The sequence below is a fragment of the Pseudomonas sp. B19125 genome, assembly GCF_044218855.1.
GTDB classification, from domain to species: domain Bacteria; phylum Pseudomonadota; class Gammaproteobacteria; order Pseudomonadales; family Pseudomonadaceae; genus Aquipseudomonas; species Aquipseudomonas edaphica.
Genome location: NZ_CP162589.1, coordinates 82510 through 96166 on the forward strand (window position 1 = coordinate 82510; position 13657 = coordinate 96166).

14 protein-coding genes are annotated in these 13657 nt (G+C 53.9%); 10 read left to right on the forward strand and 4 right to left on the reverse strand.

What is annotated here, in order from left to right; translation table 11 throughout:
- Nucleotides 1–333 precede the first annotated feature (333 nt).
- From AB4P96_RS00395 to AB4P96_RS00425, 7 genes are all read left to right on the forward strand, one after another.
- Nucleotides 334–654: a hypothetical protein gene (locus AB4P96_RS00395; RefSeq protein WP_058422612.1), complete on the forward strand. Its 321-nt coding sequence runs from the start codon at nt 334–336 to the stop codon at nt 652–654.
- Nucleotides 655–838: 184 nt separating this feature from the next.
- Complete coding sequence (locus AB4P96_RS00400) at nt 839–1360, forward strand: hypothetical protein (protein WP_225933022.1); 522 nt, start codon at nt 839–841, stop codon at nt 1358–1360.
- A complete protein-coding gene (locus tag AB4P96_RS00405; protein WP_225933021.1) occupies nt 1360–1992 on the forward strand; it encodes a DUF1493 family protein in 633 nt (210 codons plus the stop codon). Before AB4P96_RS00400 ends, AB4P96_RS00405 begins: the two co-directional genes overlap by 1 nt.
- 269 nt (nt 1993–2261) lie before the next feature.
- Nucleotides 2262–2618: a DUF1493 family protein gene (locus AB4P96_RS00410; protein ID WP_056858194.1), complete on the forward strand. Its 357-nt coding sequence runs from the start codon at nt 2262–2264 to the stop codon at nt 2616–2618.
- A 160-nt stretch (nt 2619–2778) separates the two neighbouring features.
- Nucleotides 2779–3636: a DMT family transporter gene (locus tag AB4P96_RS00415; RefSeq protein WP_225933020.1), complete on the forward strand. Its 858-nt coding sequence runs from the start codon at nt 2779–2781 to the stop codon at nt 3634–3636.
- Between the two features lie 234 nt (nt 3637–3870).
- A complete protein-coding gene (locus tag AB4P96_RS00420; protein WP_217858141.1) occupies nt 3871–4938 on the forward strand; it encodes a nucleoid-associated protein in 1068 nt (355 codons plus the stop codon).
- Entirely contained in the window at nt 4925–6343 is a 1419-nt protein-coding gene (locus tag AB4P96_RS00425; protein ID WP_217858138.1) for a hypothetical protein, read from the forward strand. The genes AB4P96_RS00420 and AB4P96_RS00425 overlap by 14 nt, the downstream gene beginning before the upstream one ends.
- 53 nt (nt 6344–6396) lie before the next feature.
- Here AB4P96_RS00425 and AB4P96_RS00430 read toward each other — a convergent pair whose 3' ends face one another.
- Together AB4P96_RS00430 and hslO are read right to left on the reverse strand one after the other, a co-directional pair.
- Nucleotides 6397–7938, reverse strand: a complete 1542-nt coding sequence (locus AB4P96_RS00430) for a phosphoenolpyruvate carboxykinase (protein ID WP_017135372.1) — start codon at nt 7936–7938, stop codon at nt 6397–6399.
- 179 nt (nt 7939–8117) lie between these two features.
- On the reverse strand, nt 8118–9020 hold the full coding sequence (hslO, locus tag AB4P96_RS00435) for an Hsp33 family molecular chaperone HslO (RefSeq protein WP_017135371.1): 903 nt from the start codon (nt 9018–9020) through the stop codon (nt 8118–8120).
- A 104-nt stretch (nt 9021–9124) separates the two neighbouring features.
- Between hslO and AB4P96_RS00440 the strand changes: the two genes are divergently transcribed.
- Nucleotides 9125–9928: a phosphatase PAP2 family protein gene (locus AB4P96_RS00440; protein WP_236460975.1), complete on the forward strand. Its 804-nt coding sequence runs from the start codon at nt 9125–9127 to the stop codon at nt 9926–9928.
- A gap of 76 nt (nt 9929–10004) precedes the next feature.
- Here the strand turns inward: AB4P96_RS00440 and AB4P96_RS00445 are convergent, their stop codons facing one another.
- Nucleotides 10005–10412 carry an RNA-binding S4 domain-containing protein gene (locus tag AB4P96_RS00445; RefSeq protein WP_017135369.1) on the reverse strand — a complete coding sequence of 136 codons (408 nt, stop codon included), beginning with the start codon at nt 10410–10412 and terminating at the stop codon, nt 10005–10007.
- 364 nt (nt 10413–10776) lie between these two features.
- Between AB4P96_RS00445 and AB4P96_RS00450 the strand changes: the two genes are divergently transcribed.
- Both AB4P96_RS00450 and rimK read left to right on the forward strand, forming a co-directional pair.
- Complete coding sequence (locus AB4P96_RS00450; RefSeq protein WP_231124439.1) at nt 10777–11193, forward strand: ATP-dependent zinc protease; 417 nt, start codon at nt 10777–10779, stop codon at nt 11191–11193.
- Nucleotides 11190–12095: a 30S ribosomal protein S6--L-glutamate ligase gene (rimK, locus tag AB4P96_RS00455; RefSeq protein WP_003171022.1), complete on the forward strand. Its 906-nt coding sequence runs from the start codon at nt 11190–11192 to the stop codon at nt 12093–12095. Before AB4P96_RS00450 ends, rimK begins: the two co-directional genes overlap by 4 nt.
- A 154-nt stretch (nt 12096–12249) precedes the next feature.
- Here the strand turns inward: rimK and AB4P96_RS00460 are convergent, their stop codons facing one another.
- Nucleotides 12250–13563, reverse strand: coding sequence for an ATP-binding protein (locus AB4P96_RS00460; RefSeq protein WP_017135367.1), 1314 nt, complete (start codon nt 13561–13563; stop codon nt 12250–12252).
- Between the last annotated feature and the right edge of the window lie 94 nt (nt 13564–13657).

A 13657-nucleotide genomic window follows, 5' to 3' on the forward strand; every position in this document is an offset into this window, starting at 1 on the left:
ACGGAAGGCATTCCCACGCAGGAGCGTGGGAACGATCTGCCCCCCTACTTAAACCATCTGTTTATTGCTCGAAATAACGCCCACTTCTAAGGTTTGGCCCATCGCTGCCAAGTCAGCGATCGGGTTTGGTCACTCGAAAACAGCGCACATAAGTGCCACTACATGCTTTGCGAACGTCTATCGTCTCGTAAAGCACTGTTATGGCGGCTGTGTGTGGGACGTCTTCGGACGTGCCGGATTGCTGTTTCCGGCTGGCCAACCTGCGCACAGTCCGCCACCCACCGTTTGGCCACGGTGATGTCGGTTACCTAACAGCAAACCGAGTACCTTCAAATGCAAATACCTGAAACGATGGATCGCTATCGTCAGCTACGCACCAACTTCACCGACACCCACCCTCTCGTCATCGACACCGAAGCCGCCGCCGAAGATATCCAGTGCGCCGCACACCAGCGCATCCGCGCTGCCACTGACTTGCTGGAAACCTTCACCTGCCTGACCTACGAACACGCCGACCTCAAAGACATTTCCCACATCATCAATGCCCTATATCTGCTGGTGCAGGATGGCTGTGATCTGCTGGAAGCAGCGCAGCACGTCCAACTGCAACCGGCAGTCGACACGCAGCCCCAACCAAGCCAACCACTGAGCTAAACCTGTGGGAGTCGGGCAAGCCCGGCTCCCACATTGGCTGGGTGTTGCCAAAAAAATCACTGTCAAATCGCAAATGCCGGAAAGCTTTGTGGGAAGCAGACAAACCCCGTGTAGTCCTCTTCCCAAACTGCTTAAAACAGCTATCTCACCCTCTACATAACCTCCCTTCATATGACCGAAACTGGTGACCTCTCAACTGTCCCGGCAAAAACCCGTGAATATCGAAAGGACTCAATACATCGGCCATTACGGCGTCACCTTCATGGTGATTCGCCTTACCGTTTTACCCACCCACAAGCACGCTTTGACAAACCTCTGCTTGCTGGAAGCTGGTACTTCGGCAAACGAAGTGCGCTATCGACTGGTGGATCTCTACGAAAAGATGTTCGCCCGAGATTTGCCTTGCAAGATGACAGTCGCGATCTCCAAGCCACTGACCCGACAACAAGCTGAACTGCTTAACGAACGCGGGACCATCGTCACCTTGCTACTGGCTGGGGCCTTCAGCGTTCCCCTTCACCCGCTTTCGAAACCTGTAGCACGCGTTGTCGGCGTCACAGTGGGTCTATTCACCAAAAACATCATTCGCAGTTATCACGCAGGTGATGTGATTGTCGGAAGTGAAGCTCAGGTAGACGGAGGAATAGGTCCTCAGCGCTCAATGTCTGCAATGGTCATTCAATTTCAGGGAGGAGGGAGACGTTGATGGAATACGTCCAATGGATCATTTTTATCGTGGTGAGCGTTGTCCTGGACAACAAAATGAGGTCCAAAAACCTTAGAAAATATGTCGGTTTATTACTGTTCGCTGTGGGCCTGATCTGCGCAATATGGCTCCCTTACTGGGCACAGGAAGTCCGACTCCCAAGCCTGCCTATAGGTGCGTTGCTATTAGGCTCGGGCCTATATCTGGATCGGCACCGTTATAGCCGAATCAGGTCCTCTCACCCATTGCTCGTCGCCCCCACACTTAACCTGGCAGCCGACTTTCCCGACGACCCCGTCATGCGTCACCTCCTGCAGCTCGTGAATGAAGACGTGGGCCTGCCCAAACATCAAGCTCTCAGCCTCAGCACTTCAATAAATCATGATCTCGGATGCAGCAGCTCTGAGGCTAGAAAATTGATGGCCGCACTGAAGCAAGATTTCGGCATGACGTTCGGAGACTACAGGAGCAATCGCTATTTCAAGCGTCGAGGCTTTGACATGTATTTGAGACATGTGGACAGAGGCAGCAAAGGCAAAATCCCGCTCACCATCGACATGCTCTACCAGGCCGTCAAAGCCAAACGCTGGAACACACGGGCACTCGAAGCAAGGAGATTTCAAGAGTCATGAATATCGTCCTGCAACTAGCCTGTTTCTTTGGTTTTTACCTTTTACTGCATTACCAGATCACTGACTCTATTCTGAGAAAACGCCTTGCAGTCACTTGCCTCGTAACCGGCCTGGCATTGACGTTCTTATTACCCTACATGGCAGTAATCCTTAGAATGCCCTTGCTCCCTATCTTCGTATTCTTGATAGGCTTGGCACTCTTCATCACCCGAAACAAATTCCGCCGCCAACGCAACCCTCCTCCCCACCCACTTCTGCGTGCCCCCACCATGAACCTGGCCCCCAACTTCCCCGAAGACCCCGTGATGCAGCAACTCCTGCAATTGCTGCACGAAGAAATCGGCCTGCCAAAGCACAAGACCCTTCGCCTGGAAACTTCGCTCAATTTCGACCTGAGCTGCGATGGCAGCGAGGCCAAGCAGTTGATGGACGCGCTGGAACAAGAGTTTGCCCTCGACCTGGGCGACTACGATGCTTATCGTTATTTCAAACCGCCGGTGTTCGATGTGTTCCTCAAGCGCCGCGCCAAAGGGCGCGGCGACAAGGTGCCATTGACCATCGGCATGCTCTATCTGGCGATCAAGACCCATAGCTGGGACACGCAAACCCTGGAAAACCTGAGCTGATCCCAAGATCACCGAGTATCAAATGTGGGAGCGGGCTTGCTCGCGAAAGCGGTGTGTCAGGTAGAGTATTTCTCATTGATCTACCGCATTCGCGAGCAAGCCCGCTCCCACAGGGGTTATGCGTTAGTCTGGCGATTTGACCCAATAACAAGGACCTTACATGGACGTAATAATGGGCCTGCTGGCCGCCCTCCTCTGGGGCGGCACGGACTTTCTCGTGGGCCTCAACGCCCGAGCCGTGGGCGTTAAACGCGCGGTGTATTTCGGCCAAGCCCTTGGCTTTTTGATCATGACGCTGTTGCTGGTGATCTTCCCGGCTTTCCTGTTCAAATCCCTGAATGCCCCGTTGAGCGTCTGGCTCCTGGGCATCACCGCCGCCCTGCTCACCGTCTCCGGCGCGCTGGCACTGTCCAAGGCCTTCGCACTGGGCAAAGCCGCCATCGTTGCGCCTTTGGTGACCTCTTACGGCGTAGTCACCACCCTGCTGTCCTGGGCCAGCGGCGAACACATCAACTTAATCCAACTCGGTTGCATCGGCCTCTGCGTAATCGGCGTGATCCTGTCCAGCATCCACAAGGACAACGGCACGCCCCACAACAACCCGCGTCAGTCCATCGCCTACGCCATGCTCGCTGCCTTGCTGTACGGCACCAGCTTCTGGTTGCAAGGCCGCTACACGCTGCCGGCGTTGGGGCCGATCACCATGTTGTGGCTGGGTTACCTGGTGGGCCTGTGCGTGCTGGTGGTGATGGTGCTGAAGATCAAGGACGGCCTGAAGATCCCGCCGTTGAAAAACTGCGCAACCTTGACCGGTGCGAGCCTGATGAACCTCGGCGGGTTCTCGGCGTTTTCCTGGGGCGCGATGGCGGGCTCGGTTTCGGTGGTAACGGTGATCAGTACATTGTCCGGTGGGATTGCGGCGATTCTGGGGTTTGTGTTTTTCAAGGAGCGGTTGTCGGCGGTGCAGGTTCTGGGAGTTGCGCTGGTATTGGTAGGAGCCATAATTTTGCACCTCTAGTCGGTTAACGTTTATAAAAGCCAGACTTTTCTTACAACTGAACGTGACTTTCCAAGAGCCAACCTACAGCTTTTGAGGAACGCTTCCGATGCGAACTATTGATTCTTCATTCATCCTTTCATAGGATGATTTCGACACAACAGTGGCAAAATGGCATTATAAAAGCTAGGCTTCCTGACAGATGTAAAAAATTAATGCTGCCACCATACATAATATAACTATAAGGGAAATACTATGACTTCGGCCGAAAACTTAACTGACGAAATAGTAATCAGCAAAAATTCAGTCATTGAGAGAATCATCTTTCACATTGTAGGGCCAGACCTAAATACGCCTACTATTCTAACTGAAGTTGAAGATCCTAGTACTCACTCAGACTTTTTTGTAGCACGCCTAATTGAAACATCAAAAGGCACTCACTACAATTTTAATCCGGCATCAGGTGTAAAGGACCAGATAAATCAATCCTTAGTAAGCCCACATGCCTTTATAGATTGTTCTCAAATATTAGCCGAACGCTTCCAAAAATTGTATGAGCGCGACAAACGCCTAATCCCGGGCGTGTTGATGCTTTTGCAAATCAAAAGCGGAACGGATACCTATGCAGCAATAATAAAATATGACGATACAAAAGTAATATCTTATAAAACCACAACGACAAAAGACGGAAAAATAAACCCGATACTAAACCACATCCTAAATACTTTTGTACAAGACAAAAAAGCACTTCAAAAGTCTGCGGTAATAAAAATAAAAAATGACACCGACCAACTTATTTGCATTGATCGAAGTGGAAAAAATGGAGACATCACTGAAAAATTTAAAGATTTTCTTGATATCACTAGAAAGTTCACACACGAAGTACTAACCGAACGCCTCCTTGAAGCATTAAAAGCAACAGCAAAAACACATAAAGATATTTTATCTCAAGAGATAACCAGCCAGCTATCCACGATGGCAAAAGGAGCTATTTCATCCATTGAGATATTTAACCCGACAACCCCCAATATCCTTCTGAATGCATTATTTGGAGATTTGCACCTAAACGAACAACTACAACTTACATTTGAGAAAGAACTAAAAAAACAAAAAATACAAAATGAGATTATTAAAATTCCAAAAGGCCACTTCCCTAAGCCTTCCCGTAAAACCAAGGTTACATACGAAGGTATTCAAGTTATCTACACGCAAGCACATGAAGACTCAAAACAGATTGAGTTCGATGAAACAAACGGAACAAAAACATTCAAAGTCTCCACGTTGAAATACGTCATTGAAGATGAATTTCATGGAAAAATTTAAATCAGTTTTATCTACGGCAACGTACGTGAGCGAAAACCTAGACAGTGCGATGTACGAGCTCACGATTAACAGCATGAATAACCTAGATACTCTGAACAAATTTTCAGAAACTCAAAAAGAAAATTTCTCCTTAGAGATCAGACTTCATGATGGGGACCGATACCAGCTCCCGGACAACAATAAGGCAATATTAAACAAAACTGTATCTCTCAAAATATCCAAGTTGAACCGTTCCGACTTTTATGTGTTTTTTTCAGAGCAAGGTTTTTCTAACGGTCTAAAAGAAAAAGAAATTCACAATCGAAACCGCATATATGTAAATTCTAACTTTTCCGAATTTTCATCTCGCAGATGCAAATTCAAGACCTTTAACGGGATGTATGATACCGTCGAATCCTATCAACCTCCAATTGACCCAAGGAAATTTATTAAAGATTCAAGCGGAGGAGAACTTGTAAAAAATCTTGAATTTTGGATAACGAATCAAACGCCATCAGAAGAAAGCAACATCTTTACACTCTGGCTGGAAATAGCGCTAGAGAAAAGCACACTTTTATTCTGCTCCGAAATATGGAATACAGAGGATAGTCTTAATCTAGTCTTCAAAGGAGTTCAAACATTAGAAATTAGTTTTAACCAAAGAGAAAAATCACTAGCTCCCCAACATATAAAAATACTAGAGGCTGCCTCATGGATTTTGGAATTGGACCGAGAGGTCGAAATAAGACATAGTTTGATCTCGTCGCGAATCGCAAATGAGCAACTGAGAAGAGAAGACTCTTGGCCAGAACTCTTGGAGCGCAGCCTCACAAAAATTCTCGAAAACTCGAAAAATGATTACAAAGCATACCTACATAGCAAATCTTCCGAAACCCTGAAATTAATCGCCGAAATACGAAAATCAATTGCTGAAGAATCAGCAAAAATTATTGACCGCACCCATGCACTGTCATCAACTTTATTTAGGGATATAGCCATCGCGTTCGGTACTATCAGCGTGAAATTTTTGGCTTTAAAAAACAAAGATGATTTCAAGGCTGAGATATTATTTTTACTTTTATTTACCGCCTGCTGGTTAGCAGCAAGCCTTTGCATTACGACCAGCACTAATAAAATGTACATAATATCACTTACAAAATCTCGCTTTTTTTGGAGCAGAAAAGTTAATCAGTCCATTCCAATTACAGAATTCAAAGAGCTATCAGAGCGACCATTCCGCGATGCCGTTAAGGCCTACAACAAAACTCGACGACAGGCTTCACTGGTATACGGGCTCGTGATAGTTGCACTACTTGCAATGGCCTTGTCGAGCACACGATGGGCAGGAGCAATAACCGAAAAGCTTGAATCAATCGAAAACAACGTATTTCTCTTTGATTTTTCACACTATAGGAACATGCCGTAAGCCTAGGCAAAAAAAGCCGCCCCGGAGGGCGGCTTTTTCACAACAACCGAACCTTACAACTTAGGCCCGGCCGCCTTGATCGCATCGCTCACTTCAAACTTCTTGAAGTTCTCGATGAACAGACCAGCCAGCGCTTTCGCCGCTTCGTCGTAGGCAGCCTTGTCAGCCCAGGTGTTACGTGGGTTCAACAGGCCGGTATCAACGCCCGGTACGGCCAAAGGCACGTCGAGGTTGATGGTGTCGAGGTGTTCGGTTTGTGCACCGATCAACGCGCCGCTCTGGATCGCCGCGATCACGCCGCGAGTGGTCGGGATGTTGAAGCGCTTGCCGACGCCGTAGCCGCCGCCGGTCCAGCCGGTGTTGACCAGGTAAACCTTGGAGCCGAAGCCGCGCACACGCTTGATCAGCAGTTCGGCGTATTCACCGGCTGGGCGTGGGAAGAACGGCGCGCCGAAGCAGGTGGAGAAGGTCGACTTGATGCCGCTGCCCGAACCCATTTCGGTCGAGCCCACCAGAGCGGTGTAGCCGGACAGGAAGTGGTAGGCCGCTTGTTCTTCGCTGAGGATCGAGACGGGCGGCAGTACGCCGGTCAGGTCGCAGGTCAGGAAGATCACAGCGTTTGGCTCGCCGCCCAGGTTCTTCTCGGAACGCTTGGCAACGTGCTCCAGCGGGTAGGCGGCGCGGCTGTTCTGGGTCAGGCTGACGTTGGTGTAGTCGGCGTGCTTGGCATCGTCGATCACCACGTTTTCAAGCACGGTGCCGTGCTTGATGGCTTTCCAGATTACCGGCTCGTTCTTCTCGGAGAGGTCGATGCACTTGGCATAGCAACCGCCTTCGATGTTGAACACCACGCCTTCGCCCCAGCCGTGTTCGTCGTCACCGATCAGGTAACGGCTTTCGTCAGCCGACAGGGTGGTTTTACCGGTGCCCGACAGACCGAAGAACAGAGTCACGTCGCCGGCTTCGCCGATGTTGGCGGCGCAGTGCATTGGCAGCACGTCGGCGGCCGGCAGCAGGAAGTTCTGCACCGAGAACATGGCTTTTTTCATTTCACCGGCGTAACGCATGCCGGCGATCAGCACTTTTTTCTGGGCGAAATTGAGGATCACGCAACCGTCGGAGTTGGTGCCGTCACGCTCTGGCACGCATTCGAAGTTGGCGACGTTAAGCACTTGCCACTCATCACGGCCGGCTGGGTTGTACTGGGCCGGGTTGATGAACAGGCAACGACCGAACAGGTTCTGCCAGGCAGTCTGGGTGGTCATTTTCACGGCCAGGTAGTGGTCTTCTGCAGCCCCTACGTGAACATGGGAAACGAAATGCTCTTGCGCGTTGTTGAATGCCTCGACGCGAGCCCACAGGGCATCGAACTTGTCGGCCGGGAACTTGCGGTTGATCGGGCCCCAGGCAATTGCGTCCTGGGTGGAAGGCTCTTCAACGATGAAACGGTCAACCGGCGAACGACCGGTGCGGTGACCGGTTTCTACGACCAGCGCGCCAGTATCGGCAAGCACGCCTTCACCGCGCTGCAGGGCTTCTTTGACCAGATCGTCAACACTCAGATCGGTGTATACGGCGTTATTGGCTTGCGTCATGAGGTTCCCCGTCGGCCTATGGCCGAGTGCTCCAAACGTTTTGTAGTAGAAAGTTGCGCACTACTACCGCGAAAAAAGTGGGCCGGATTATGCCAGAAAAGCCCAAAAAGAGTAGGGTCCTCCCGTCAGAACTGCGCTAATCCGGCGTTTGTCAGGTGATTTACCTGTGCTTAAACGTTTTAGTGGCGGGTGTCGGAGGGGGTGTCGATGCCTGCGCCGGCGAATAATTGGGCTACATCGGCCGCATCGAACAGGTAGCGCTGGTTGCAGAATTGGCAGTCGATCTCGATATTGCCGCCATGTTCCACCACCAATTGCTGCGCATCTTCAAGGCCCAGGCTAACCAAGGCGTTGGCCGAGCGCTCACGTGAACAACTGCAACGGAAGCGCAGGCCCTGGGCGTCGAACAGGCGCACGGCTTCTTCGTGGTAAAGGCGATGCAGGATGGTTTCGTTATCCAGGCCCAGCAGTTCTTCAGCCGTCAGGGTGCCGGCCAGGGCGGTCAGTTTTCGCCAGCTGTCGGTGCGCTCATCGTCGTCCTTGATGCGGTCAGCCGGCAATTGCTGAAGCAGCAGGCCACGGGCGCGCTTGCCGTCAGCGTTGAGCCAGAATTTGGTGCCGACCTGCTGGGACATCACGAAATAGTTGGTAAAGCAGTCCGATAGGGTTTCGCCGTCGAGGTCGACGATGCCCTGGTAACGCTGGCCTTCGGTCGGGTCGACGGTGATCGCCAGCACGCCATTGGCCATCAGGTCTGACAAGGTCGCGTCCGGGGCGATCTGGTCCGCTTCGTAACGGGCCAGGCCACGGATTTCGCGCTCGCTCGAGCACTCGATCATCAACATCGGCACCGGGCCTTCGGAACGGGCCTGCAAGATCAGCAAACCATCGAACTTCATGGTGCCTACCAGCAGCGAGGCCGCCGCCATCAGCTCACCGAGCAGCTGCGCAACCGGCTCCGGATAGGGGTGCTTGGCAAGGACTTCGGCATAGCTGCGCTCCAGCGAGACCAGTTCGCCGCGGGCGTCGTTCTCATCGAAGATGAAGCGTTGGGTGAAGTCGGTATCCGGTAGATCAGTCATAGGTCTGGGTATCTGAATTGATGACAAATTGGTTACAAGGTTTATAGAATTAAACGCTTTGGCACCTTTTTGGTGCGTTTTTACAGAGCGAAGAGGGACAGTTTATGAACAATCCGGGTTTGTTCCAAGCCAGGTGGAACCTCCGGGGGTGGGCCTTTTGCAATCTAGTCGCTATCGGGCTGCTGTGTTTTTGGCTGTGGCCCACGGGACAGATGCTGTGTGTGGTTTTCGACGAATGGCTGTTTCATCTGCTTAATGACCCATTGGCAAGCAATTCGACATGGTTGCATGTGTGGGCGGTGGCCAGTCTGCGGCCGTTTGATGCCGTGGTTGGGGTGATTTTGCTGGCACTGCTGATTCGCGGCGACTGGGTGTTCAAGGCCATCCAGGTGCGACAGGCGTTCTTCGGTTTCCTAAGCATTCTGCTGCTGTTGCTGTTTATCCGTATGCTGTTTTCCAAGCTCACGGCGCAAATGGGCTGGCAGCACAACAGCCCGTCGATGGTGATCAGCGGCGCGATTCATATGAGCGATTATTTCCCGGGCCTGGAGAAAACCTGGGAGCTGAAGGATCGTTCCAGCCAGAGCTTCCCGGGCGATCATGCGTCGGTGCTGCTGATCTGGGGCATGTTCATGACGGTGTTTGCCCAGCGTTTCACCCAAATTGTGGTGATCTGGGGCTTGGCATTGTTGTTCATGATGCCGCGGCTGGTGGCGGGCGCACATTGGGGCCAGGACGACTACATCGGCGGAGTGCTGCTGGCGTTGCTGGCGCTGGGTTGGGGGTATTACACGCCGTTTGCGGCGAAAGTGTCGGGGTTGCTGATACGGGTGACGGCGCCGGTTTTCGGGTTGCTCGGGAAGCTGCCAGTCATCGGGCGGTTGAGTGTCATGCGCATAGCCGCGTAACACCGCAGCCCTAATGTGGGAGCTGGCTTGCCAGCTCCCACATTTTTGATCTCCTTTTGAAGGAAGATCCGTGTCATTAATCATCATTGCCACTGCCGCGAAACTTGAACAAATCGCGACGCTGCTTCTTGCTCGGCTTGCCGTCGGTGGTCATGCCGGTTGCGCCGGCCTTACGCATAGCGGCCGCGTTTTCGCGCTTGGCGATGCTGGCTTCGGTCTCGGCGTAAAGCGCCTGCGCTTCTGGAGCACCACGGCGCACGACGGAAAGCGCCTGGACGACAACCGTCTTTTCGTCAAAACCTGTACGAATCTGCAGCTCGTCTCCGACGCGCGGTTCCTTGCCCGGCTTGCAGCGCTCGCCGCGATGGTGCACCTTGCCGCTCTCGATGGCCGCCTTGGCCAGGGCACGGGTTTTATAAAAACGCGCCGCCCACAACCACTTGTCCAAACGGACCTTTTCTTCCTCTTCCTGCTTTTGAGCCACTTGAATTCCTCGCTCTGAAAAATGTCGCAACTTTACCGTTGAACCCCTTCAACGCATAAATCCCAAGCCTCACCTAAGATACGCCAGACACCCGGTTTTTTGCGGGACTTTGCATTCCATCCACTGATTACCAACACCGGAGCGATATCTGTCGCCATTTGCCGGATATTCTGCGTGAATACCGCGAATTCGGCGCCTGGCCCTTGATGAAGGTTTGGGGATTGTCACAATCCATGCGCAGTTGGACGTTACTGTCCTCGACGACTACGAAGTATTTCTGAATGACCGGTTACCCATATTGAAGACATTTGACCATTTGACCGTTGTGGGTCTGCGCGAGTGGGTGGCCCTTCCCGACCTGGGAGTGGCTGGCCTGCGCGCGAAGATCGACACCGGTGCCAGCACCTCGAGCCTGCACGCCACCGATATCGAGCCCTTTGAGCGCGACGGTGAGAAGTGGGTGCGCTTCACTGCGCACCTGGGCAGCGTGGTGCAATTGCGCCATCGTCGCTGCGAAGCGCCCCTGGTGACGATGAAAACTATCAAGAGCTCCAACGGCCATGCGCAGGTGCGGTATGTAATCAGCACCACCCTGGCACTGGGTGACCGAGTATGGCGGGTGGAATTCACCCTGGCCTGTCGCAAGGCCATGCGTTACCGCCTGTTGCTGGGCTCCAAGGCGCTGATTGACGGCCAGTTGGTGGTCAACCCCGGCGTCAAGTACGTTCAAGACAAGCCGGTGTTCCCGGTCTCTACTATTTCTGCCCCAGGTGCTGCATGAAGATTGCTGTGCTGTCGCGAAACCCGCGTCTGTATTCCACCCGCCGCCTGGTCGAGGCCGGCACCGAACGTGGCCATGAAATGGTGGTGATCGACACGTTGCGTGCCTATATGAACATTGCCAGCCACAAGCCGCAGATCCACTACCGGGGCAAACCGCTGGAAGGCTTTGATGCGGTGATCCCGCGGATCGGCGCTTCGGTGACGTTCTACGGCTGCGCGGTGTTGCGCCAGTTTGAAATGATGGGCGTGTTCCCGCTCAATGAGTCGGTAGCCATCGCCCGTTCGCGGGACAAGCTGCGCTCCCTGCAATTGCTGTCGCGCCGGGGTATCGGCCTGCCGGTGACCGGCTTTGCCCACTCCCCCGATGACATCCCCGACCTGATCGAGATGGTCAACGGCGCACCGCTGGTGATCAAGGTGCTCGAAGGTACCCAAGGTATCGGCGTGGTGCTGTGTGAGACGGCGACTGCCGCCGAGTCGGTGATCGAGGCGTTCATGGGCCTCAAGCAGAACATCATGGTGCAGGAATACATCAAGGAAGCCGGCGGTGCGGATATCCGCTGCTTCGTGGTCGGCGACAAGGTGATCGCAGCCATGAAGCGCCAGGCCAAGCCGGGGGAGTTCCGCTCCAACCTGCACCGTGGCGGCAGTGCCAGCCTGATCAAGATCACCCCGGAAGAGCGCATGACCGCGCTGCGGGCCGCCAAAGTGATGGGCCTGGCAGTGGCGGGCGTGGATATCCTGCGCTCCAACCACGGCCCGCTGGTGATGGAGGTGAATTCATCACCGGGCCTGGAAGGGATCGAGACCACCACCGGCAAGGATGTGGCGGGGATCATCATTCAGCATCTGGAGAAGAATGGTGGGCCGAATATGACCCGGACCAAAGGCAAGGGTTGATACAACCCGGCCTTCCACCCACCGAAAAAACCTGTGGGAGCTGGCTTGTCGGGTCGCCGCATCGCTGCGATAGCGGTGGGTCAGCAACCCATTTGTTAACTGATACACCGTTCTCGCAGGCAAGCCAGCTCCCACATTGGGTTGCTGTTGTTTTTTAGACCGCATCCCTTGGCAGCATCAAGCCCAGCGGCAAGCGCACCCGTGCTTCCAGGCCGCCTTCTTCGCGGTTGCGCAGCTCAACATTGCCGCCATGCATCGAAGCAATTCGCCGCACAATCGCCAGCCCCAGCCCCGTACCCTTGCCGCCCCGCGCACGGTCGCCACGGGTGAATGGGTTGAAAATACCTTCCAGCTCCGCCGGGTCGATGCCCGTACCACGGTCCATCACGCTCAACACCACATAGGGCGCCGTGCTGTCGCCGGACACATAGGCGGCCACTTCCACATCTGAACCCGCGTGATGCAAGGCGTTGCCGATCAGGTTGTTCAACAGGCGCTTCATCGACACCCGACGCAATGCAAACGGCTGGATCGGCTCCAGGCGCATGCGCACCTGTTCGCCATTCTGGTTGTAGGGCGCCACCACCTCACGCACCAGGTCCGTGAGGTCGACTTCCTCCACCACCTCATCACGGCCATCGCGGATAAACGCCAGGAACTGATCGAGAATCGCGTCCATGTCCTCGATGTCGCGCACCATGTCGTCGGTCAGGTCGTTATGGTTGCCCATCAACTCCAGGGACAGCCGCAAACGCGTGAGCGGCGTGCGCAAGTCATGGGACACGCCCGCCAGCATCAGCTCGCGTTCGCGCCCGGCCTGTTCGACATCCTCCGCCATCTGGTTGAAGGCACCGTACACCTCGGTCATCTCACTGGGCGTATCGCTGATCGGCAGGCGCACACTGCGCCCCTGCCCGAGTTGGCGGGCGGCAAACACCAGGCGTTTAAGCGGTTGGTTGAGCTGTCGGACGAAAATCCACGCGGAAGCGGTTGAAAGTAAACCGATGGCCAGGAACCAGCCCAACACGTTCCAGATTTTTTGCCCGCGCAGCGGATGGGGGTAAAGGGGCACCTTGATCCAGGCATCTCCCAGACTCGGAGCCCTGACCCAGAGTGCAGGTGAAACATGCATGCGCAGGCGCACCTCGGTGTCCTCTCCCAGCTCAGCCTGCATCTGACGCTGATAAATCTCGCTGTAAGGCCAATGCTGCTCACCTTCGGGCACACCAGCGCCGTCGACTCGAATCAGCGTCGAAGCCTTTGCTACCTTTTCGCGGTTTTCAGGGTCAACGGCCCAGTAGGCACGCAGTGTCAGGGCGACACCGTGGCTGTACTGCCTGTCTACCAGCACGTCTTCGTTCATCAATAGATAAACCAGCGTGAGCGCCTTGGAAAACAGAACGACGATCAGCACCAGCCAAAGGGTGCGAGAGAAGAAACTTTGCGGGAACCACAACGGGGTTTTCATAGGAGACAGCTAAACACCTTGCAGGAACGAGCGGCGCTCGCAGAATTGCAGACGCCGGGCATCCCGTCGACCCTCATGGAGTCAAACGCCGGGA